At 64.7% G+C, this 22,069-nt stretch carries 15 protein-coding genes; 8 read left to right on the plus strand and 7 right to left on the minus strand.

Annotated features, from left to right (window positions below; translation table 11 throughout):
* Together RUH65_RS01710 and cls are read right to left on the minus strand one after the other, a co-directional pair.
* Nucleotides 1-6,878 (minus strand): DUF5979 domain-containing protein (locus RUH65_RS01710; protein ID WP_313815463.1); only part of this gene is annotated, 6,878 nt, incomplete at its 3' end.
* 256 nt (nucleotides 6,879-7,134) lie between these two features.
* Nucleotides 7,135-8,601 carry a cardiolipin synthase gene (gene cls, locus RUH65_RS01715; protein ID WP_313815464.1) on the minus strand — a complete coding sequence of 489 codons (1,467 nt, stop codon included), beginning with the start codon at nucleotides 8,599-8,601 and terminating at the stop codon, nucleotides 7,135-7,137.
* Between the two features lie 387 nt (nucleotides 8,602-8,988).
* Between cls and RUH65_RS01720 the strand changes: the two genes are divergently transcribed.
* A complete protein-coding gene (locus tag RUH65_RS01720) occupies nucleotides 8,989-11,427 on the plus strand; it encodes a LuxR C-terminal-related transcriptional regulator (protein ID WP_313815465.1) in 2,439 nt (812 codons plus the stop codon).
* Between the two features lie 22 nt (nucleotides 11,428-11,449).
* Here the strand turns inward: RUH65_RS01720 and RUH65_RS01725 are convergent, their stop codons facing one another.
* Both RUH65_RS01725 and RUH65_RS01730 read right to left on the minus strand, forming a co-directional pair.
* Nucleotides 11,450-11,872 (minus strand): DUF6325 family protein, encoded by a 423-nt coding sequence (locus tag RUH65_RS01725; RefSeq protein WP_313815466.1) that lies wholly within the window; start codon nucleotides 11,870-11,872, stop codon nucleotides 11,450-11,452.
* Between the two features lie 76 nt (nucleotides 11,873-11,948).
* The gene (locus RUH65_RS01730) at nucleotides 11,949-12,335 is read right to left on the minus strand and encodes an SHOCT domain-containing protein (protein ID WP_313815467.1); all 387 of its coding nucleotides are present in this window, start codon (nucleotides 12,333-12,335) and stop codon (nucleotides 11,949-11,951) included.
* A 265-nt stretch (nucleotides 12,336-12,600) separates the two neighbouring features.
* Here RUH65_RS01730 and RUH65_RS01735 point away from each other — a divergent pair, with 265 nt between their 5' ends.
* From RUH65_RS01735 to RUH65_RS01750, 4 genes are all read left to right on the plus strand, one after another.
* Nucleotides 12,601-13,641, plus strand: a complete 1,041-nt coding sequence (locus RUH65_RS01735; RefSeq protein ID WP_313815468.1) for an AI-2E family transporter — start codon at nucleotides 12,601-12,603, stop codon at nucleotides 13,639-13,641.
* A 159-nt stretch (nucleotides 13,642-13,800) separates the two neighbouring features.
* Entirely contained in the window at nucleotides 13,801-14,238 is a 438-nt protein-coding gene (locus RUH65_RS01740; RefSeq protein ID WP_313815469.1) for a DUF6325 family protein, read from the plus strand.
* 2 nt (nucleotides 14,239-14,240) lie between these two features.
* Nucleotides 14,241-14,591 carry an SHOCT domain-containing protein gene (locus RUH65_RS01745; protein ID WP_313815470.1) on the plus strand — a complete coding sequence of 117 codons (351 nt, stop codon included), beginning with the start codon at nucleotides 14,241-14,243 and terminating at the stop codon, nucleotides 14,589-14,591.
* 69 nt (nucleotides 14,592-14,660) lie between these two features.
* Nucleotides 14,661-16,532, plus strand: coding sequence for an alkyl sulfatase dimerization domain-containing protein (locus tag RUH65_RS01750; protein ID WP_313815471.1), 1,872 nt, complete (start codon nucleotides 14,661-14,663; stop codon nucleotides 16,530-16,532).
* A 64-nt stretch (nucleotides 16,533-16,596) separates the two neighbouring features.
* Here the strand turns inward: RUH65_RS01750 and RUH65_RS01755 are convergent, their stop codons facing one another.
* Genes RUH65_RS01755 through RUH65_RS01765 form a run of 3 tightly spaced genes read right to left on the minus strand, consistent with a single transcriptional unit; the run spans nucleotide 16,597 to nucleotide 19,865 of the window.
* Complete coding sequence (locus RUH65_RS01755) at nucleotides 16,597-17,439, minus strand: mechanosensitive ion channel family protein (RefSeq protein WP_313815472.1); 843 nt, start codon at nucleotides 17,437-17,439, stop codon at nucleotides 16,597-16,599.
* A 55-nt stretch (nucleotides 17,440-17,494) separates the two neighbouring features.
* Nucleotides 17,495-18,163, minus strand: a complete 669-nt coding sequence (locus tag RUH65_RS01760; RefSeq protein WP_313815473.1) for a GAP family protein — start codon at nucleotides 18,161-18,163, stop codon at nucleotides 17,495-17,497.
* A gap of 1 nt (nucleotide 18,164) precedes the next feature.
* Complete coding sequence (locus RUH65_RS01765) at nucleotides 18,165-19,865, minus strand: SulP family inorganic anion transporter (protein WP_313815474.1); 1,701 nt, start codon at nucleotides 19,863-19,865, stop codon at nucleotides 18,165-18,167.
* A 184-nt stretch (nucleotides 19,866-20,049) separates the two neighbouring features.
* On the opposite strand from RUH65_RS01765, the gene RUH65_RS01770 reads away from it, so the two are divergent.
* The 3 genes from RUH65_RS01770 to RUH65_RS01780 all read left to right on the plus strand — a co-directional run bounded on the left by RUH65_RS01770 (nucleotide 20,050) and on the right by RUH65_RS01780 (nucleotide 22,063).
* Nucleotides 20,050-20,739 (plus strand): hypothetical protein, encoded by a 690-nt coding sequence (locus RUH65_RS01770; RefSeq protein ID WP_313815475.1) that lies wholly within the window; start codon nucleotides 20,050-20,052, stop codon nucleotides 20,737-20,739.
* A 50-nt stretch (nucleotides 20,740-20,789) separates the two neighbouring features.
* A complete protein-coding gene (locus RUH65_RS01775) occupies nucleotides 20,790-21,338 on the plus strand; it encodes a potassium channel family protein (RefSeq protein ID WP_313815476.1) in 549 nt (182 codons plus the stop codon).
* Nucleotides 21,339-21,532: 194 nt separating this feature from the next.
* Nucleotides 21,533-22,063 carry a DUF1269 domain-containing protein gene (locus tag RUH65_RS01780; protein ID WP_313815477.1) on the plus strand — a complete coding sequence of 177 codons (531 nt, stop codon included), beginning with the start codon at nucleotides 21,533-21,535 and terminating at the stop codon, nucleotides 22,061-22,063.
* The last annotated feature ends 6 nt before the right edge of the window (nucleotides 22,064-22,069 follow it).

Here is a 22,069-nt window from a genome sequence, read left to right on the forward strand (position 1 = left end):
ACCGCCGCACCGGCACCACCACCAGCCAACTCCTTCGTCACCTCCAACGACGTGACCTCATACGTGTTGGTTACGGTCGCCGCCGAGGTCTCACCACCGAGCTCGATCGTGGCACTGCCATCCTCACCCGAAGCACCCTCACCCGCGGTCACCTCAATCGTCGAGGAATCAGCACCACCACGTCCGGTCTCCGTCAACACACAGTCAGCACCCACCGGCAGATCCTCATACACCGCGAACAGGTCATTCTCAGCCGAGAGCGTTCGCTCCGCCCCACCCGGAATCACCACATCCACCATCTCGCCACCAGCATCCACCTCACACTGCAGACTCACCGTGAACTCACGATCCACCGCCGCACCGGCACCACCACCAGCCAACTCCTTCGTCACCTCCAACGACGTGAGATCGAAGGTGTTGATGGCCTCCAGGGACACCGGAACCGCAGCGCCGTCGTCCCCCGGCCTGATGACCACCTGACCGTCGTCCGAGATGGATGTCGAGGACGCACCGGACGCGTTCGTCTCCTCGACCGTGCACTCCGCACCGAGGGGAAGCTCCGGCGAGGAATAGGTCTCGCCAGCCGACAGGCTGATGGCGTCGTCGTCGAGCACCACCACGGGGTCACCGCCGTCCACTGGCAGCGTGCAAACTGCGTGGAAGGTGAAGGGTCCGTCGCCGTACAGGTCCGCACCTTCACCCTCAACGGTCTTCGTGAGGGTGAAGCTGCCGGATTGGTAGGCGTTGACCACCGCGACCGCGACGGCGCTTCCGCCCACGGGGATCTCCGCAGAGGTTCCGTCGTCAGACGGAATCACGCCCTCGCCGGAGATCGTCACCACGTCAGCGTCTCCTGTGCCTGTCTCTGTGAGCACGCAGTCCGAGCCGGCGGGGATCACTCCTTCCGGCGCGGTCCACGTCTCGTCAGCCGTCAGTGAGAAGGTGGCAGTCTCTCCGCCCAACTCCTCGCCAAAATCCACCGTGGCCCCGTTGGGCGCAGTGCACTGCAGCGTGAATACGAACGGCCCGTGCGTCGGTTCACCTTCAGCCGAGGCCACGACTGTCTTCGCCACGGACAGCCCGGAGTAGGCGTACTCGTTGCCGAGCGTCACCGTCTGCGATTCCGGGACGGCAGCATCCGCGTTGTTCGGGTCTGTGGCTGTGGCTGTGGCCAACGTCAGCACACCGTCCTCGGGATCGGAGGTGCGCTCGACCTCACCGAACTCACCGAGCTCACCACTCTCCGTCACCGTGCACTCCACGAGCGGGTCGATGGAGAACGGGATCCCGTCGATGCGCACGGGTGCGTAACCGTCCCCGTCACGGGTGAGCGTCACCTCGGAGGAGTCGCCCATGTCGATCGGGGTGTCACCGATACGGCATTGCACTTCCGCGGTGAATGACTCCGGTGCGGCCGACGCGGCATCTCCCGTGACCTCCTTGGAGATCTCCAGGCTGGCGGTCTGCAAATGCGCACCGACCATGCTCGGCGTTCGGGTTGAGATGGCCCCGTTGGCGTCCCAGCGGAAGCCGAACTGGTTGTAGACCAGCGTGTCCGTGACGGGTACCTGCACCGGCGCACCGCCCTCATTGCTTTCTGAGGCGGGGACGTTCTCCGTCTCGAAGACCACGTCCACCCCTTCGCCCGGGGTGAACTGCCGATCGCCCGGGTAATCGACCATCACCCGGATGCCCGTGACTGCGGACCAGTCGACAGAGTCGTCGTCCGCCGAGATCCAGACTTCGCCGGACTCGGTGCACGGGTCGACGTCTGGCTGACTCAGGGCTGCCCATCCGTTGACACAGACGTCGGAACTCGAGGTGACCTCCGTGACGACGGTGGCCCCCTCGGGCGCGGTCACGTCGATGGAGTCCTCGACGAGCTGCGGACGATACTGCGAGCCCCGAGAATTGCCCGACAACAGGAGCTGGTCACCGGCGAACGGCAGCTGGTCCACGAAGACCAGGTTGTCCACGTCCACGGTGCCGGCGTTGACGGCATGAAGCAGCCACGTATCGGTGCCGCCCACCACTGAGTTGGCCACACATGGCGCCGGGTAGAACCTTGTCCCGTCCAGTGCCTCCAGGGACCGAGAACACACAGTTTCCGGCTCACCGGGGACGTAGGCGCCGTCCTGGGAGCCGATGACACCCTTGCGGTCGAACATATTGTTGCCCTCGGCGGTCTGGATGTAATCCGTGGTACCGCAACTGGCAGGATCCGTCGTCCAGTCGTCTGTGATGGAGCCTTCACTCACCATGTTGGAGCACTGGCCCAGGGTCTCTTGCGTTTCGACCACCATCGTGTTGTCGGCTTGCTCGTCCGCACCCAGACCCGGTTGCTGCTCGGCTGTCAGGTCGATGGTCAACGTCTCGCCGGGCCGCATGGTCTGCCCGCCCTCCGGCCAGACGAAGGTCAGCGTGCGGCCGTCCTCCGAGACCTCCAGAGTCACGTCCTCGGAGAGGAGGCCGTCCTCGTCCGCCGTGACGGCGTAGCTGGACTCGCCGTTGTAGATCAGTTCCTGTGGGAGCTGGTCCGTGAGCCGGTCCAGCGTCAGGTAGCCCGTTCCGGTGTTCTGGAACGTCAGGCGGAAGGGAACCTGGTCACCGGCCGAGTGGAACCGGTGGCCGTCGTCGGTCAGTTTGTTGACCGCCAGTTCTTGTGTGCCGGGCGACAGGGAGATCTCGTCCGTGGCGGTGACTGGTTCGGTGTCGTTGCCGTCTGTACGGGTGGCCTGCGAGGTCTGGGCGTTGGCGTACGCCCCCTCGAAGACCACGTCCTCCCCGCTCTCACGCAGGGTTTCGCGCAGTTGTACCGTGAAAGCGGCCTGGGCATTCCACTCGGCTGACGGGACACTGGTCGAAAAGTACTCGCCGTCCTCACGTGTGAACGTGAAGCGAACCCCCTCGATGTTGGCGTACTGGCCCTGGGCCACCGGGACGACGGCCTCAGCAGCGGGCGTACCCGTCACCCACGATGCCTCGCCTCCGCCGTTCGTGCCGAAGGAACCGTACACGGCCATCTGAACCTGGTCGGCCCCCTCCGGAAGATTCACCTCACCGAGACCGGTAAAGTCAAACCGATCCCAGAAATCCGTAGATTCCGCCTGGTCCTCAATCGTCACGGTCGACGGCGAAAGTGTGTTCAGAGGGTCCGTACCGGAAGCCGCGCCCAGGGTGACGGTGACCGGAGTCTGCGCCGACGGCGGGGTCAGCGATTCGGGCGAGACGTCCTTGGAGGGGGCGATCGAGACCTGTCCGCCAGTCAGCGTCACGTCCGTTCCGGCGTTGTCCCCGGTGAGAGCCCCTTCGGCGGTGATCTCATCGTAGGACTGGGCGAAGGCCCGGTTGCCCACCGGCAACGTGGTCCCGGCGGCCAGTTCCGTCGTCTCCCCCGAGGAGCGCACCGTGGCACGCAACTGCGTCTCGAACACCACTGCCAGGTTGTTCTCCTGGTCGATGGTGCCGGCCCCCGTGCCGGACTGGTGGAACGACACCGACACCCCGACCACGTCGGCCAGTTCGGCTGCCGAGAGCGCCTGCGCCTCCGTGGCGTTCAGTGACGACGTCGAGTACGCACCGTCGTTGTAGTTCAGCAACCAGACCGTGGAGGCATCCAGGTTCACTTGCTCCGGCTTGCTCGCGGAGAAATCCAGGGACGTCAGATCGAAGTAGTCGAAAGGCGTCGCGCCCTGTGCAGGAACGAGCCAGTTGATGCCCTCGGCTGCGAACGGGTCAGCGTCCTGGGCCACCTGGCAGCTGGACAGGTCCACGTCAGGACAGGTGCTCGGATCGGTGAGGCGCACCTGCTGCGCCGGGGACAGCGAGGTGTTGTGCGCCGTCGCAGTCCAGATGGCCGTCGGGTAGTCCTCGGCGGCTGTGCCGGTCGGCGGAACGAAGATGTCTCCGCCAGGCATCTCTGAGGAGGCCTCAACGGTTTTCTCCACCGCCACGCCCGGCTCGCCGTCGATGATGACAATGGTGTCTGAGTCGGTGGCCGTCACCGGCTCGTCGCCGTCCCGGTAGCCGGTGATGTCCACCAGGTTGTCCACGACGCCGACGTTTTCCTCGCCGTCTACGTTGTAGCCCGTGTGGCCGGTGACGTAGCCGCCGTCGGAGCGCTTGGTGTCCCTCACCTGCCAGGTCTGGGAGAACGAACGACCGCTGCCCGCTGCCACGCCGGAGCCCGGATCGGGCGCGTAGGCGTCGAAGGCGTCACCGGGGTTGCCGGCCGCTTCTCGTGCCTCGGTATTCTCCTCGAGGACATACCGGACGCCGATCGTCGAAGACCGCTCTTCGGGGCTTAGCGTATAGCCGACAAACCGACCATTGTTGACCCAACCGCCCTCCGGGACCTGAACGTCGACCCAGTCAGAGCCGTCGAACAGCTGGATGGCGGTGACACTGTCGTATTTCAAGTACCACCCGTTGGTGTAGGGCTCGTTGTTCGGCTCCACCGGGGCCAGCGCGACCAGATCGAACGCGTCATAGACCGTGTTCGCCACGTCCGCAGGGTCCCCCGTGGGATCGGTGATCTCGACACGGTCCTGCCCGGCGGAGACGCTCCAGGACAGGGTGGTCCCCGCCTGCTGATCCGAGAGCGCCACGACAGTGTCCCTGTCCCAGGCCTTGTTGACGCCCAGAGTTCCTGGACCGGTCTCGTCGGTGATGATGGTGCCCTGGTCGGTGTCTTCGGCGTCATCCTCCAGGGGAACACCGCCGTCGGATTCGCCCGCGGCATCCGCCGTGACCGTGTTCCCGTAGCTCGTGGGCTGATCGTTCCCGGGGGTGACCGGCCCGCCGTCACGCAACTCACTGCGCGCGGTCGAGGTGAAGGCGGGTGTGACCACCTCCGTGGTGGGGAACCCCTCCTCACTGTGCAGCGAGAAGCGGACTCCCTCCACCTGGGAGGTGTCAATTCCGGCCTCGGCCAGCTCGGCCGCGGTCAGCTCCACGACGGTCGTCTGATCCTGTGCCGGGAATGCGGCCACTTGCTGCCATGCTCCGTCGATGTAGAGCTCAATGGTCATGGACGTGCCACCGGGCAGCTGCATGGGACTCACGGAAGCGAAGTTGAAGGCGTTCCAGAACTCCGGATTGGTCGCCACCGAATCCTCGATCACGAGGTCATGGACCGCGGAGGTGTCCGTGAGGGCGTTCGCAGTGGTCTCCAGAGACGTGACGACGCTCTGGCCCGGGTACACGGGCGCACCGGGGCGAACGGTCTTGTTCACGTCCACGGAGATGCCTGGTGCGACAATGCGCAGGTCATCCGTGTCTGTGGCCGTTGTCGTGCCCCCCAGCAGGTCGACAGTGGAGGCGGTCACCGTATTGGTCGTCGTCGCATCCGGTTCGCCGCCGGTAGCCTCCTCTGAGGTGTCCACCACGAACGTGGCCTCAACCCCGGCCCCGGGGGGAATCGTGCCCGTGAAGACGAATTCGAAGCCGGAAATGGCCGTGTCCGGCGGCGGCGGGATCTCCCCGTCCGTCAGGTCCACAACCTGTTCTGAACCGTCCAGGCCGTAGTAGTGAAGCTCGCCGGCCGTAGTGCCCTCGGGAAAATCAATCGGGTCCGTGAAGCCACCGAAGGTGATGGTCTCGGTGAAGAAGTCAAGATCGGCCACACGCAACTCGCCCGTCGGGGCGTTCGCGTCGCTGCCGGTGATGGTCGCGGTGGTGGACTCACCGGCGGAAATGGTCTTCTCAGAGAAGTCTTTGCTGGCAGTCGCACCGCCCTCCTGGGGGGTGATGGTGTGGGTGGCGGTGTCGGTGCCGGTGATGGGGTCTTCGCCCTCGGACGGCACCAGCGATCCTTGCGCGGTGTTCTCCACGGCATAGACCGCCGCATCGGGGGTGTTCTGCTCAAGGTCAATGTCGAAGGACAAGGTCTCGTTCACGGCGATGTCGCCGATGCAAGCAACGCGGACGCCACCCACCTCGGAGGGATCGACCCCCTCCGGAAGGGCGAGTTCTCCGCTGGCGCTCGGAGGCCCTGTCTGCCAGTTCCACACGCCGTCCTGTCCCTGCAGGTACACGTCGACCCGCGTGCTGGTGCAGGTCTCCGGCAAGGTGACATTGCTGAAGCCCGCGAAGTCGGCGATCGCGAAGGGGTTCGTCGCCTCGTCCAGTCCCGTGGCCCCGTCTACGGCGTCTGCCGGTTCCTGAAGGGAGATTTCCGGCACGGCGACGTTGGAGGTGTTCTGCGCACCAAGGGAGACGGTGGAAGGCGTGCCCGGCTGAAGAGTCGCCTCTGCGGGACTCCATGATTTGACCACGTCGATGCCCGGCACCACGTCCGACTCGATCCGTATCGTCGCTGAGTCCTCGACCGCTGCGGAGTTCGTGGCCGTCCCGTAGGCCGTGTTGACGATGTCACCGCTGCTGCCCGGCGGGTAGTCTTCCGGCACCCGCAGCGTCAGCGTGACCGTCACACCGTCGCCGGCCTCCAGCAGAGTCCCGCCGTTGGTGAAATCCACCACGAGTTCTGTGTCCCCGGTGATGGCTTCCGGCGTGGCGGTCTGCTGCTCGCCGTCAACCATCCACGTCACGGTTCGGGGAACGGTCCCCTCCCCCGGGGTGATCTGCAGATCTTCGATCGGGAATCCCGCCAGCTCTGGCGGGATCGGATCGCTCAGCTGCGCATCCTCACAGTCAGCCTCGTTGCAGGCGACCGCGATCGAATAGGTAAAGGTCTCCCCGGGGACCAGATCTTCATTGCTCACGCTCTTCGTCACCGCGAGGTAGTTGTCCTCGATAGTGGCAGACCACGCCGGCTGAACCAGACCCAACGTGCTGGAGGTCAGCAGGAAGATGAGCGTTGCGGCCAGCCACGTCCTGACGTCGTACCTTCGAGATCGGCGAGCATCGTGCGAGTACATGCATCCTCCGCGGGAGTATCTGCGAGTGTGAGACCGGGGGACACAGGACGAGTGACCACACTGCGAACCGAGTGTCCCAAACCAAGCTCACGCATTCGTCATGACCCCCCGGCCAAAAGCGACTCAGCAGACGAACACGAAAGCGCTGATTCAGGTCCGAAAGTACACTGCGGCCTGACGCGGTGGAAGGAAACGGAGTCAGTGGTCATCCGAAACGGGTGAGGCCAACTGCGGAACTCCTTCATCCCTCTGTGCGCTATTGCAGCGAGGACGTCAGTCGCGCGAGGTTGTCGAGCACTTTCTGCCGGACCGGGCGTTGCAACCAGTCCTCCAGCCGTAGCTCCCGGCTTCCGGCGCGGTATCCGTCTTCGATGTGGCGCATGGCCGTGACAAAGTCCCGACCGTGGACCAGCACGGATACTTCCATATTGAGGCTGAAGGATCGGAGGTCCATATTGCTGGACCCGATGACCGCAACGTCGTCATCGATGGTGAAGTGCTTGGCGTGAAGGACCTTGGGCGCCCGGTAGAGGTAGACACGCACACCGGCCTTCAGCAATGCCTCGTAGTAGGAACGCTGCGCGTGGTAGACCATCGCCTGGTCTCCGATCTCGGAGACGAACAGCTCGACGTCGAGGCCTCGGTCGGCTGCTGTGACCATGGCCAGGAGGATGGACTCGTCCGGAACGAAGTATGGGCTGGTAATGCTGACTCGTCGTTCAGCCTTGTAGACCAGGGCCGTGTACAGCTTGAGGTTATTGGCGTAGTCAAAGGTCGGACCGCTCGGCAAGACCTGGGCGTCAACGAGCTCCGCCACAGGCGCCTGAGCCACTGGAGCGGCCCGTAGGGGCAGAATGGCGTCGGTCTCGCTATACCAATCGGCGGCGAAAACTGCGTCGAGTTCGCGAACCACGGGTCCTTCGAGGCGGATCATCAACTCGTGCCAACTCAGGCCGCGCTTGATATTGGTCGGTTTGTTGTATGAGGCGTCGATGACATTCTGAGATCCGGTGAAAGCCACCCGGCCGTCGACCACCAGTATCTTCCGGTGGTTGCGCAGATCCGGCCGTTGCCACTGACCCCGGAGTGGCCGCAACGGCAGCATGGCATGCCACTCGGCTCCGATCCCGGCGAGGAACTCCCGCGTGTCATGAAGACTCTTGCCCATGATGCCGGCCAGATGGTCAGAGAGGACCCGCACCATCACGCCTCGAGCAGTCGCCCGTTGCAGAGCCGCGAAGAATGGTTTCGTCGTCTCGTCGCGGGCCAAGATGTAAAACTCCACGTGCACATAGTCGGTCGCGAGGTCGATCTCCGCGATCATGCTCTCCAACGCGCCGGAGTACCCAGGGAGGAGGATGACCCTGTTCCCGCCGATCATGGGCAGCGCACCCAGTTTGCGATTCAACGAGGCAACAGAGGGCAACCAAGAGGGCCGGTCGGCCCTGAGACGAATGACCGAGAGGTCTTCCAGTTCCCCCAGGGCCCGGGCATCGATGATGCGCTGTTTCTCCCGCCGCTCCTGGGGCAGTTTGCCGGTCCCGACGAAGAAGAAGGCGAGGGCTCCGAGAAACGGGATGAAGACAATCGCCAAGATCCACGCGATGGCGGCGGACGGGCGGCGGTTGGTCGACACCACCACTGCCGCAGTCAGGGCCAGAAGCCCGTGGACGAGGAGTACTACCAGGGCTATCAGGTCTGCATCACCCAGGAAATCTGGCATCGCTGCACCTAACTTTGTCGCACGACCTGGTGGATCCCGCGGCCACCCCCAGTCTTGCCGAGGACGCATCAGCGCAGTGGAGAACTTCATCCTGAGTGGATGAGAGAGGGAGGCCCCTCAAGTAGGCGCACGGACGCCTCGTCATCGGATCGACCAGTGGACCACCACGGCAGCCGACAGCGAGGCGGTGACAGGTCCTCCGTGGTCTTACAGCATCCCTTCCCATGACGAACTGTCCATGTATATGCTCCGGAAGTGACAACCGCCAGGCCAGTGGGCAGGACAGCACCGTGGGCTCGGTACCGCCTTCCCGACAGCACGCCGGGCTCCCTGTCGCGGTCCCGTGTGACTGCATCGATAGAACAATCTGTTCGTGGCCACCGAGTCTTGGTCATCGTCGCGCCGAGCGGATACGGCAAGACGACGGCCGTTGCGGAATGGGCCGGACAGCAGAGCCGGCCGACGGCTTGGTTGTCCGTGATGACAGAGGTCGAAGACAGCCGCGCCCTGTTCACCGGGATCATGTCAGTGCTCGGGGAACGGGTCGAGGCCCAGACAGACGACACGCAGCCGTCCGCCTCCTGGAGCGCCCGGGACGGCGTCAGAGCCATGTATCGCCACATCTGCGAGACCGTCCAGGAGCTTGATTCTGTTCTCGTTCTGGTCATTGACGACGCCCACCGGGCGGGAAGTGAGTTGACGAACGGGTTGCTGGGCATGCTGGTGGCAGCGGCTCCGAAGCAGCTGAAGCTCATTCTCGTCGGGACGCCCGCCCTCGAGGCCACGCTGGCCAAGCAGATCATCGCAACGCCGGAAGCCCGTCTTGGGGCCGCTGATTTGGCTTTCGACCTGGCAGAGACCCAGCTTCTTCTGGAGCACTTCGGAACGCCCCTCGATGCTTGCGAGGTGCTGGACTACACCCAGGGTTGGCCCATCGCCGTGCATATGGCCGCCATCGGAGGACGACGTCCCTCGTCATCAGACGGTGATCCAGAGGATCTGCTCCAGGACTACATACATGACCACATCCTGACTGCACTGCCCCCCTCCCTGGCGGCATTCGCACTCACCACGACTGTATGCACGGAACTGACAGCAGAGTTGGCCTCTGCCCTCACGGGAAGAGTGGACGCCGGAGAACTTCTGGACGCGCTCGCTCAGCAGGGGATCTTCTTGCGCCGCTACTTCGGACAGAATGAGATTCTTGTCTATCGCTGGCACGCGCTTTTCGCACGGCAGTGCACCCGTATCCTCGCGAGCCAGGATGAGCGTGCGCTGAGATCACTCCACCGCAGGGCCGGTGACTACCTGGAATCGTCGGATCCGCTGGCTGCACTTCGTCACTTCATGGCTGCCCGGGATCATGACCGGGCGGTGACAAGCCTCACGTCTTGCTGGCTGGAACTGATCGTGGGGGACCATGCCGAAGATCTGGCGGCATTCTGCGCGGGGCTCCCCGACCGGGTCTCGACGAAACCCCTGGTCCAAGTGATCTGGGCGTGCGCCGAAGATGCCATCGGAGAACACCAGGTCGCCCGGTCCCGGTTTGAACACGCTCTAGGGTCGGAAGACCATGAGGGAACCGACAATGCCCTGGGGCCTGTCCTCTGCCTTGGCCGACTCTTCCTCAGCGAAGACGTGGACGAAGCCCTGAGGGCCAGCCAGGAAGTCAAAGCGTACTTGTCTGCCGCAGACGGATGGGAAGGCACGGAGCGTGCAGCGGCGCTGTATCTGTTGGCCTGGGCTGAACTGCGGTGGCGCTTGCATCCGGACGCCGCGCCAGAAATGCTCTCGGCTGCGACGCGGGAATGGGCGGGCTTGGGCAACAGCCAGCTCGAACGCAGTTCATTGACCAGCTTGGCCCTGGTCCATGTCTGGACCGGGCGCAATCGTCACGCCCGTCAAATGCTCCATGCGCTCACGCTCCCACCGGACGGGGCAGACCAGCAGGCGGCGAAACACGGGGACAGTGCTATCAGCACCGCATCCGGACTTCTAGCGTATTGGTCTGCCGACTATGACGTGGCGAGTGCGGAGTTCAGGCATGCCATAGAGGCTGGTGACGCGCCTCCTCCCTTCGGTGGCGCCCTCCGCATGCTGCTCGCCTTCAGCGCCGCCGGGTCGGGTGATCCAGTGTGGTGCCGTCGAGCCGCGGCGGAGCTGCAGGCCATCCCGCGGACCGCTGTGCGGGGGACGCAGTGGCCGGTCTTCCGCGACGCGGCCAAGGCGGTGTTGGAAGAGGCTGCAGGGCACAGGGCCCGGGCGGTGGCCCTAGTACAACGTCTCCCCGACGTGGCCAATCTGCCCATGGTGGGGGTGGTATCCGCCGGGATACTGCGCCGCGCGGGCGACCCCCTGGCGGCATTCCGCCTGTTGTCCCGGCATCACGAGTTCATGGATGTTCCCTATGTGGCGGTCTCCACACGCATCACTGCAGCACTCGTCCACAGGCTGCGCGGTGAGCCAGACATCGCCCACGAGTACTGTGAATACGCCCTGGAAGTCGCGACCCGAGAGGATTTGCGACAGCCCTTCTGTGATGAGGATCTGAACCTACGGCTCTTGCTCTCCGAGCACCTGTCCAGAAGGACGGCGCACGAGTCCTTCATCACCCAGTGCCTGACGGTGATCCGCACCCCCGGCGTGCTGGCGGTGTTGTCCGAGCGGGAGGTCGACGTCTTCCGACTGCTCCAAACATCCAAGACGATTCGTGAGATCGCGGAGGACCTTCTCGTCTCCGTGAACACGGTCAAGACTCACCAACGATCCATCTACCGAAAGCTGGGCGTGCAGAGCCGCCGCGAGGCTCAACGGGTTGCCCCGTGAAGCTGGTCGGCATCTCTCGTCCTCAAGTGGAGCCACCGTTTCTTGTGTCGTCCTCCTGGTAGCCCAAGTCATCCAGGACGGCTTCGGCGACGTCCGCCGGTACTTGGGCCACAGAGATCACGGTGGCTCCCGGGCTGCGATAGTGCTCGCGGGGAGAGTCCCAGGTGCGTTCGATGAGGACAATTGCCCATCCGCCGAGGGCCACCCGTCCCATCACGTCTTGGATGTCCTGTTCTGAGATCAACCCCGCGGCCGCCAGGTCGATTCCGGCCAGAGAGAACTCGTCAGCGTCGATGTCCGACCATGACACGGATCCGCAGGGCATCCGGGTGGCGACGACGACATCCATGACACGCAGGCCACCCGCGTGAACCAGCTCAGCCAATCGAAGCAACAGCTCGGGATCCGGGTGGTCATCGACCAGGGGTGCCACCACGAATTCCATGGGGCCGAGGTTCCTGGGGACCACGATGACCACCCAACTCCTGAACTATGTGATGCTGAACTGCACCATTCGGGCGTCAGGCCAGCGCTCTGGACTTGATGGACTCGAACTCGGCCTCGGTGATGGTGCCGGCCTCGCGCAACCTCGCGGCCTTGTCAATCTCGTCACTGGGACTCGTTCCCGCCACATGTCGGATGTAAGCATGAGCGGCGTCCTCTTGTTGCTGGACAGCAGCAGCACCGCGCTCTGCCATCTTGTCGCCCCGAGCGATCAAGTAGACGAGCGCCGTGATGAACGGGACGAAGATCAGGAAGAACACCCAGACGGCCTTGGCCCAGCCCTTCAGAGCCCGGTCCCGGAACACGTCCGCGATGATGCTGAACAGGGTCATCAGGTAGGCGATGAAGACGAAGGCCCACAGGAACCACCAGATGATCGACCAGAAGGATTGCCAGAATTCCATGGGATGGCCTTTCTCGAAGTGACGCGCTTGTCGGTGTGGTGATGCACGGAGCCTCACATGCTCGAACCCGTCGTCGGCTGAGAACTCATCCGATCAGGATGAGGCTCTGGCGGCCCTTTCGGAGGCGAAGCCTACGGTTCGCATCATGAACGAGGAACAGCTCCCTCAGCGGGCCTCTCCCCAGCCCGTACCCTGGCCCGTCGAAAGTCGTTCGTCGAGGCGTTCCTGGCCCTCCTTCGTCCGAGTCACGCCCGTCCGGCCCTTGGTGAACGGCTTCGTCTGGGCCGTCGGTGTCCTGGCGGCAGTAGCACTGGCGCTGGCCGTCTCCTCGATCTCGACCGTCCTGATGTCCATCTCACTGGCGGCCTTCCTGGCGCTGGGCATGGCGCCGGCGGTCAGCTCGATATCCCGCCGGGGGGTGCCCCATGCCTGGTCGGTCCTGATGGTCGCCGGCGCTTTCCTGCTCCTGGTCGCCGCCATCCTGGCGTTCGTGGTCCCGGCCATCATCCGGCAGTTCTCCCATGCCGTCCAGAGCGCGCCGGATGCAGTGGCCGCTCTGACCTCCAGCTCCTGGTTCACCGGCTTGGAGAACACGTTTGACCTGGACGCCGCGACCTTGCTGATGCAAGCCGTGGATTCGGTGGCCACCCCGGAGTCAATCCTGGCCATTTCCGGCGGGGTTCTACGGGCCGGCGCCGGGGTGGTGGGGGCGATCTCGAGCACCTTCATCGTCGTAGTCCTGACGCTGTACTTCGTGTCCTCGCTCGACACGATCAAGCGTTCTGCCGCTAGCCTGATTCCCGCTTACCGGCGTGAAGGGTTCTCCACTCTGTTGGACAAGATCACGACGTCGGTCGGTCGCGTGGTGGCCGGCGGGGTCACCCTCTCGACCATCAACGCGGCCGTCGTCTTCCTCATCCAATGGGTCATCGGCTCATCACTACCTGCACTGATGGCGCTCATCGCCTTCTTCATCACCCTGGTCCCCATGATCGGGTCCATGGTGTTCCTTGTCGTCGGTACTGCGGGCGCCCTCCTGATCAGTCCCACGGCGGCGCTCATCTTCGCCATCGCCTACTTCGCGTATATCCAGATTGAGGCCTATGTGGTCACTCCTAGGATCATGGGACGGGCCGTCAACGTCCCGGCTGTCCTGGTCATCATCGGAGCGATGATCGGCGCTGCGCTGTTGGGCCTGCTCGGTGCATTGTTGGCGATCCCTGTCACCGCCTCGATCCTGATCGTGATTCGCGAGGTGGTGATCCCCCGGTCCAATGCGCAGGTCACCGCATCAAACTCCCCGTAGTACCACTGTCCAGCAGCCTCGTCGCCCGGCTCGCCTTCGGGTCGCCCAGTCTGGGTGAGCGGATCACTGTGCCGGCACCCGTTCCGGGAGCATCACAGCATGCACACCGCGCACCGCCATGGTCGCCGGAGTGGATCAGTCATTGAGAGGGGAGAGATCATGCCTGAATTCCGATACGGACCCGTGGAGATGTACGTGGTGGGATTCGCCCAGGAGAAACCTGACCCCGGGGCGTGGGACGCACTGACCAACGTTCTGGCCACCGGCGCCGTACGGTTGCTCGACCTCGTCGTCATCAGTAAGGACAGCATGGGAGAGGTGGCGATACTCGAGCTGGAGGGGAATCACCTTCTGGACCTGGACATCGAGCCAGATCCCCTGGCGGATGGACTCATCGCCGAAGAGGACCTCGTGGAACTTGCCGCTCCGATGCCCCGGGAATCCTCGGCCGTGGTCCTGGCCCTGGAATTGGCCTTCGAACGGACCCTCGCCGAGAGACTCGCCCAGGGCGGCGGAGAGGTCCTGCAGACCACACGCGTGCCCGCTCCGGTCGTCAACGCCATCATCGATCTGTACGAAGCAGTGGAAGGAAAATGACCATGCCCCTCCGACGAGTAGGACGCCCCGGCCTCTTAGGACTCGCAGCACGAACGGCCGTCGTGGCCGGGACCGCGCAGGCCGTCTCCGGACGGGTCGCTGGAAATCAGCGCAACCGTGCCCAAGCCCAATTCGACCAGGAACAGTACGCGGCCGCGCAGCAACAGGCGCGCATCGACGCTGCGGCCCAGTCTGCAACCACTCCGACGGCTCCTCCAGCGCCAGCGGCACCTCCCAGTGCGGCTGGTGCCCCCGACATTCTGGACCAGCTGCAACGACTGGCCGATCTCAAGCAGTCTGGCTTGCTTACCGATGAGGAATTCGTGGCTGCCAAGGCCAAGCTTCTCGGTTGACCATCCTCCTTCCGTCTGCGGCGGCGACTTCGCGGCCGCCATCGTGACCACTGACAGGAGCTACACCCCATGGACCAGAAACCCGCAGCACCCACCATCGAACGGCAGCACGCCGAAGCCCTGACGAGACTGCCCTTTGACGACAAGCGAGACTTTGAGCAGGCAGAACGCGGATTCATCGCCACACTCAAGCCGGCCATCGTCCGGGATGACCACGGAGCAGTCGTCTGGGACAACGACAGCTATGACTTCCTCCAGGGTGATGCGCCGGCCACGGTCCATCCCAGCCTGTGGCGGCAGTCTCAACTGGTGGCCAAGGCCGGACTGTTCGAGGTATCCGAGGGGATCTACCAGGTCCGTGGTCTCGACCTGTCCAACGTGACCTTCGTGGAGGGGAACACCGGGGTCATTGTGATCGACCCGCTGCTGTCCCGAGAAACCGGTGCAGCAGCCTTGGACCTGTACCGCCGGAACCGTGGCGAACGGGACGTCGTTGCCGTGATCCATACCCACAGTCACGTCGACCACTTCGGCGGCGTCTTCGGCGTGACCTCTCAGGCAGACGTCGATTCCGGCGCGGTCCAGATCATCGCACCAGAGGGTTTCGTCGAGCACGCGGTCGCAGAGAACGTCTACGCCGGCGTCGCCATGGCCCGCCGCTCCGGCTATATGTATGGAGCGGCCCTGGACCGGGGACCCCAGGGCGCAGTGGGCGCCGGACTGGGCCAGACCACGTCCACCGGCGAAGTCGGTCTGATCGTCCCGACCATGGAGATCTCGAAGACCGGTCAGACCCACACCGTCGACGGCGTCGAGATCGAGTTCCAGATGGCCCCCGGGACCGAGGCTCCCGCTGAGATGCACTTCTACTTCCCTCAGTTCAAGGCCTTGTGCATGGCCGAGAACGCCACTCACAACCTGCACAACCTGCTCACCCTCCGCGGAGCCGTGGTCCGGGATCCTCACGTGTGGTCCCAGTACCTGACCGAGGCCATCGAACGGTACTCGGACAAGACCGAGGTGGTCTTCGCGTCCCACCACTGGCCCACCTGGGGCCGAGACGAGATCGTCGCGTTCCTCTCGCTGCAGAGAGACCTGTACGCGTATCTCCACGACCAGACCCTCCGATTGATCAATCGGGGCTACACCGGGGCCGAAGTCGCCGAGGACTTCACCCTGCCGCCGGCACTCGAGAACGTCTGGCACACCCACGGTTACTACGGTTCGGTCAGCCACAACGTCAAAGCCATCGTGCAGCGGTATCTGGGGTGGTTCGATGGCAATCCCGCCCGGTTGTGGCCGCACCCGCCCCAGGCGCTGGCCCAGCGTTACGTGAAAGCCATGGGCGGCGTGGACCGCGTCGTCGAGATCGCTCGAGAAGCCTATGATGCCGGGGACTACCGCTGGGCAGCCACGCTTCTCGATCATGCGGTCTTCGCGGACGAGTCCCATGCCGACGCGCGAAGCCTGTATGCAGACACTCTCGAGCAGCTGGCCTATGGCTCCGAGAACGGCACCTGGCGCAATTTCTTCTTCTCCGGGGCCACCGAGTTGCGGGGAGAGAACTTCGGCACCCCCATCGACACGAATGCACCGACCGTGATGGCGAACCTCTCGCCAGAACAGCTCTTCGATGCCATTGCCATCCAAGTCAACGGGCCTAAAGCGTGGGATCTCGTGGTGACGTTTGCTGTGGTGTTCACAGATCTCGGGCGGCGGTTCCGGGTCACCTTGCGGAACGGGGTCCTGGTGTACGTCGAGACGGATGCTGTGGACGGTATCGAGGCGACCCTTCGGACGGCGAAGATGCGCTTCCTCGCCCTCTTGGGCGGCGATATGGACTCGCCCGGCATGGAGGTCGAGGGTGACTCCACCGCACTACAGCGCCTCCTGGGCGTGCTGGAGCCCGGAGACAAGGCGTTCAACATCGTCACCCCGTGACGGTGCTTCGTCGCTGAGGAGTCCGTGTGGCCGGAGACCGGCCGCATGGATTCCTCGCTGCTTGTCAGAGACGGTCCGGGGGCACCAGCGGGGGCTCGCCAGGGTCGGCGGTGACCGTCCCATCCAGTTGGGCCTCTTCCAGTTCGGCGGCCAGCCGGGAGATGACCTCAGACGTCACTCTGGGACCGGCGAGCGGCAGATGCCAGTACTGGATCCTCAGGGTCCACCGCTCCGGCGAGGCCGCCTGTACCAGCGCTCGCGTCGGCGTCGTGGTGTCCACTCCAGCGGCCCTGGTGGCGCCAGCAGTCAAGAGTGAGCACACCCGCTCCACTGAGGTTCCGGCCTTCCGGAGTACGCGGACTTGCACCTCACTGCGCCGCAGCCCTTGGCGGGAATGGTTCACGAGCACGCCGCCGAGCAGCACCGCATTGGGGATGTGCACCGTCCGGCCGTCGAGCGTCACCATGATGACCGAACGGCCGTTGAGTTCCCGGATAGTCCCCTCGATGCCACCGTCGGGCCCCTCCACCTGGATCTGGTCACCGACTTTGACGGGTTGCCTGGATTGAATGAGGACGCTGGCGGTGAAGTTCTCCGCGAAGCCACGCACGACCATGACGAACACCGCGACCACGATCACCACGATGGCGAGCAACGGTTGGATGTTGGCGCCCAAGAACGCCAAAGCCAGTCCGACACCCACCAGGACCAGGAGATACTGGACGATCCGGGCGGCCACGTACGCCACGGGTTCCTGGATACCCGGGGTTTTCCGCAACAGCGCGAGGACTCCGCGCCGGGAGTACCGGGCGATGATCCAGCCCGCCAGGATCGACAGGATCGCCAGCAGGACCTCCCACCACGTCGTCGTGGTCGGCAGGTACTGCGTAGGATCCAGTTGGTTCAAGTCCGGCAGGCCGGACGAACCTTCCGCTTCCGAGGGCGGGGCAGGGGCCGGAGTGTCAGAACGAGCCAAGGCCCTTGCCGATCGCGTTGACGGCCAGCACCAGCAAAAGAATCGACATGATTGTCGAGTTCTGTTGCACCAGCCAGATGCGGAGTTTCTCCAACGGCGCACGCAGCCGTTCGGAGGCGAGCAGGAATCCGACCACGGGAACCCAGACCGTCGCGCCGGCCAGCACCGTGAAGATGACCACGACGGCGGCGCTCACCCCGGGCGCCGTCCCAGCGGATCCGATCGCCAGGCCCGCGGACGCTGACATCACCAGATTCTTCGGGTTGACGGCGACTAGCAGGACGGCCAGGCCCAGCGCCTTGCCGAAGGCCATGCTGTCCACCGCCTGCATCCACTTCGGCAGATCGGGTTGCTCGTCGTTCTTCGGACGGCTCTTCCACTGCCTAGCGGCGACGAACAACAGCAGAACGCCGAGGGCCAGGTGGATGATGCCTCGGATGGGACGTGCCCCGTCGTCGCCCTCGGGCAGAAAAGAGGACAGGAGCGTGAACACGGTGGCGGCCACGATGATGCCGCCGAGCCATCCGGTGAGGAAACCCACCGCCGTGGACCGTGCGCGTGGGGACATCAGCATCAGGATCACCGCGATGATGGGGATCGGACTGACGGCGATGCCCAGCGCCAAGGGAAGGATCTCCCCGATCATCGCCATCATGTCAGTCCCCTTCGGGTGCAGCACCGCTGCGGATAGTGTGGCCGGTGTTGGCATCACGAGTCTCGTCATAAGCAGAGACGGCCGCGCGATTAGTAGAGAACACGGTGTCGCCGCGCATGATCCCGAGGCGGTCCAGCCGTGGCACGGTGTCTGGCCGCACCCGGCTGAAGGCCACGGAGATCTCCCGGTCATCCAGCCAGCCGCGCAACGATTCGAAGGCTTCGGCACCCGTGACGTCGACGTCGTTGACGGCTTCCATGTCGATCACCAGGTGCCGGACCCCCTCCGGTCCGCCTGCACCCTCGATGGCCGACCTCACGGCTTGGCCGAACACGGTGCCGTTGGCGAAGAACAGGGGTGCTCCCAGCCGGACCACCAGGACGCCGGGCGCCGTGACGGACCCCTCGGGAGCTCTGTCCAGCAATGATTCCTGGGGATCGCCATCCGCAGCGAGGACGTCGATGGCAGGTGCGGAGGCTCTCTTGGCCAGATTGACCAGGGCCAGGACGAACGCCACCAGGATGCCCGGGATGGACCCGATGAACAGGGTGACGAGAAAGCACACCAGCCCGATGAAGAACTCGAAGCGGTCGAGTCTCCACAAATCCCGAAACTCGCGGATGCCCAGCAGGGGCAAGACTGCCACCCCGACGATGGCTCCGATGGCAGGGGACGGAATGTCCGCCAGAAGGGCCGTTCCGAAGAGCAGCAGGAGCAGTGCGCCTCCGGCGAGGACGAATGACGGCAGCTGGGTCCGGGACCCGGCCTGATCCATGGCAGCTGTCCTGGAGGTCGAGGAGCCCACGGCGAAACTGGCGCTGGCACCGGCGGCGATGTTGGCCAGACCGAAGGCCGTCAAGTCGCGGTTCGGACTGGTGGCATAGTGGCGTTTCTCCCCGTAGGAGCGCGAGACCAGCAGACCCTCAGCGGTCGTGACCAGCGTCAAGGCCATGGCCGAGGGAACGAGCAATAACCAGTCCATCCAAGCCAAGACGGGCCAGGTGAGTGCGGGCGGTCCGGCGGGCACCTCGCCGAGGACGGCCACGCCGGCCTGATCCGCCGCTGTCAAGACCACCACGATGGTGGCCGCCACGAGCACCACCAGCGCCCAGGGAACGGACGGAGCGAGCCGCTTGCCGAGCATGAGGACGCCGACTGACACGCCGGCGATCAACAGAGACCAACCGCTCGCATCCGGCAGCCCCGTCACCAGTGCCACGATCTTCTCCACGAACTCCGCGCCCGAGGGGAGCGAGATACCCAGCATCTTCGCCACTTGGGACACGAGGATATCGAAGGCCAGGCCGCCGACGAACCCCACCAGGATCGGCTTGGAGAGGAAGTTGGCGAGGAACCCCAGTTTGAAGTAGGCCAGCAACAGGAGCATCACGCCACAGATGACGGCCTGGGCCATGGCCATGACCGCGTAGTTGTCGCTGTCCGCCACGGCCAGACCGCCGATCGACGAGGCGACCAGCGCGGCAGCGGCGGCGTCCGGGGACGCCACCAGTTGGCGCGAGGACACCACCAGCGCATAGACGATGGAGGGCAAGACCAAGGCGTAGAGACCAGCGGTCGGTGGCAGCCCGGCGATCTGGGCGTAACCGATGTTCAGGGGCACGGCGATGGCGATCAGGGTGATGCCGGCGAGGAGTTCCCGCGCGAGGTTGCGCTTCGTCAGTCCGGCCAACGGTCGTTGCACGGCGACCTCCTGGGTTGGGTAGACCCACGATAGGTAACGGCCGCGGCCGCCTCCGGGGGCACTCATCCCGACTGGGTGAGGGATCTGCTGCCGGATGGCGTGACGGTCCAGGATCAGACCAACCATGGAGGAGACGACCTGGAACAGGTCGAGGGTGTATTGACTCCCGAGGAGGAGGACCGGCGTGGCCGAAAAACATGCGGCGCCCGAAGGCGCCGCCCCGAGGAGGACTGCCAGCACCGGGGAGCCGTCAGATCAGTCGTCCGCCATGGACCTCTTGACGGTGGTCCTGTTGTCCCTGATGGCGGTGCTGACGGCCTGGTGTGGATTCCAGGCGTCCAAGTGGGGCGGGGAGATGTCCATTGCGTTCAGTCAGGCCTCCAGCTCGCGCATCCAGGCGGCCAGCGCCGAAGGAACAGCCCGGGACGCGCGGCAGTACGACTTGTCCATCTACACCGAATGGGTCCTCGCGACGGCCGACGGCCGCGACAACCTGGCCGGTTTCATCGAGAATCGGTTCACCCCCGAATTTCGCACCGCCTTCGACGTGTGGATCGCCGAGAATGAGGGCGGCGGTCCCCTGATGATGCAGGAGGGCGGTCCCATGGCCTTGGAGGAGTACGTCCCGCCCGGCACCCGGAAAGCCGAGGAACTCTCCGCCCTCGCGGATGCAAAGTTCCAGGAGGCGCTCGAAAACAATCAACGCGGGGACAATTACTCCTTGTTGACAGTGGTCTCCGCTTTGGTGCTGTTCCTGACTGCGATGTCCCAGCGCCGGGGCCCCCGCTGGGCGCGCAGGACCTTGCTGGGCCTTGGCGTCATCGTGGCGGTGGGGTGCATCGCCACTATGGTGACTTTCCCCGTGAAGATCTGACCGGAGTCGTGCACTGCCTCAGGCCGTGCCCGGGTTGAAAGTGAAGACAGATGCCGTCCAACAGAGCGTGGTTCGATCTTCCCCAGTTGGGTCCCGCGGGAAGCTGGCGAGACGTCGGAATCGCCGTGGGCCGCGGCGCGCTGGTGGTGGGATTCCTGGTGCTCGTGTATTCCATGGTGCCGGTGGATGGCTTCAACGACGAGAGAGCCGTGGCGGCCTGGGTGAGACTGGTGGCTGTCGGCCTCGCCTTCCTCCTGGTCTTGGGAGTGGAGCTCCGCATCGTGGCCTCCTCCCACGCACCGATGATCCGGGCGGCCGAAGCCGTGGTGGAGAGTGTCGTGGCCTTCGTCTGCCTGTTCGCGCTTCTGCATCTCTCGATCTCCACCACCGATGACCAGTCCTTCAGCGAGCCGTTGGACCGGCTTGACGCTCTGTATTTCACGTCCGGCACGTTGGCCACGGTCGGCTTCGGGGACATCACCCCGGTGGATCCGCTCGCACGCACCGTCGTCACAGTCCAGATGCTGGCGGGCCTCGGCGTCCTCGTCATCGTCGTGAAGGCCGCCTTCCACGCCGCCAGCCGCAGCCGTCGCCCGTGACATGCCAGGCCTCACCCACGGTGGGTGACCTCGCCCCCTCCCGCCCCGGTCAATGCCACACGATGGCCACACGAACCGGCTGAAGGTTCGTGCGCGATGCCTGGAGCAGGAGGACGAGACTCGCCCTCTGCCGCTTGAGAACGGCTCGCGCCATGACAGCGGCCCTGGACATTCTGGGGCCCTTTGGGAAAGGAATGCTCGTGGCAACTCTTTCAGTGTGGAAATTCAATGACGCGTCGGAAGCCGAGCAGGCCGAGCAGACCCTGCTCAACCTGCAGACCCAAGAGCTGATCAGGGTTCATGATGCGGCGGCAGTATCCTGGCCCGCTGACGCCAAGAAGCCCAAGACCTCGCAGCTTCACAAGGTGAAGGGGGCCGGCGCCCTGGGCGGGACCTTCTGGGGCCTGCTCTTCGGCACGATCTTCTTCGTGCCATTGATCGGCGCCGCTGTCGGGGCGGCCGCCGGCACGCTCACCGGCGCTCTGACCGACGTCGGCATTGACGACTCCTTCATCAAACGCGTCCGTGACAAGGTCACCCCCGGAACCTCCGCCTTGTTCGTCCTCACCACTGGAGCGGTGACCGAGCGAGTGGCCGAGGCCTTCCGCGGCACGGAGATGGAACTCCTGGAGACCAACCTCAGCCACTCCGAGGAGGAAGCTCTCCGGGCGGTCTTCGCCTCCGACGAGAGCGCAGTTGAGTCCAGCCCCGGCGCGAACTCCTGACGCCCC

This window comes from Citricoccus sp., from assembly GCF_032154715.1.
Lineage (GTDB): Bacteria > Actinomycetota > Actinomycetes > Actinomycetales > Micrococcaceae > Citricoccus.

What these genes read in the sequence shown, in the direction of transcription:
- cls (WP_313815464.1), bottom strand. Translation starts at nt 8,601, where the DNA reads ATGCCAGATTTCCTGGGTGATGCAGACCTGATAGCCCTGGTAGTACTC.
- RUH65_RS01725 (WP_313815466.1), bottom strand. Translation starts at nt 11,872, where the DNA reads ATGGAATTCGTGGTGGCACCCCTGGTCGATGACCACCCGGATCCCGAG.
- RUH65_RS01730 (WP_313815467.1), bottom strand. Translation starts at nt 12,335, where the DNA reads ATGGAATTCTGGCAATCCTTCTGGTCGATCATCTGGTGGTTCCTGTGG.
- RUH65_RS01740 (WP_313815469.1), top strand. Translation starts at nt 13,801, where the DNA reads ATGCCTGAATTCCGATACGGACCCGTGGAGATGTACGTGGTGGGATTC.
- RUH65_RS01745 (WP_313815470.1), top strand. Translation starts at nt 14,241, where the DNA reads ATGCCCCTCCGACGAGTAGGACGCCCCGGCCTCTTAGGACTCGCAGCA.
- RUH65_RS01750 (WP_313815471.1), top strand. Translation starts at nt 14,661, where the DNA reads ATGGACCAGAAACCCGCAGCACCCACCATCGAACGGCAGCACGCCGAA.
- RUH65_RS01760 (WP_313815473.1), bottom strand. Translation starts at nt 18,163, where the DNA reads ATGATGGCGATGATCGGGGAGATCCTTCCCTTGGCGCTGGGCATCGCC.
- RUH65_RS01775 (WP_313815476.1), top strand. Translation starts at nt 20,790, where the DNA reads ATGCCGTCCAACAGAGCGTGGTTCGATCTTCCCCAGTTGGGTCCCGCG.
- RUH65_RS01780 (WP_313815477.1), top strand. Translation starts at nt 21,533, where the DNA reads ATGCTCGTGGCAACTCTTTCAGTGTGGAAATTCAATGACGCGTCGGAA.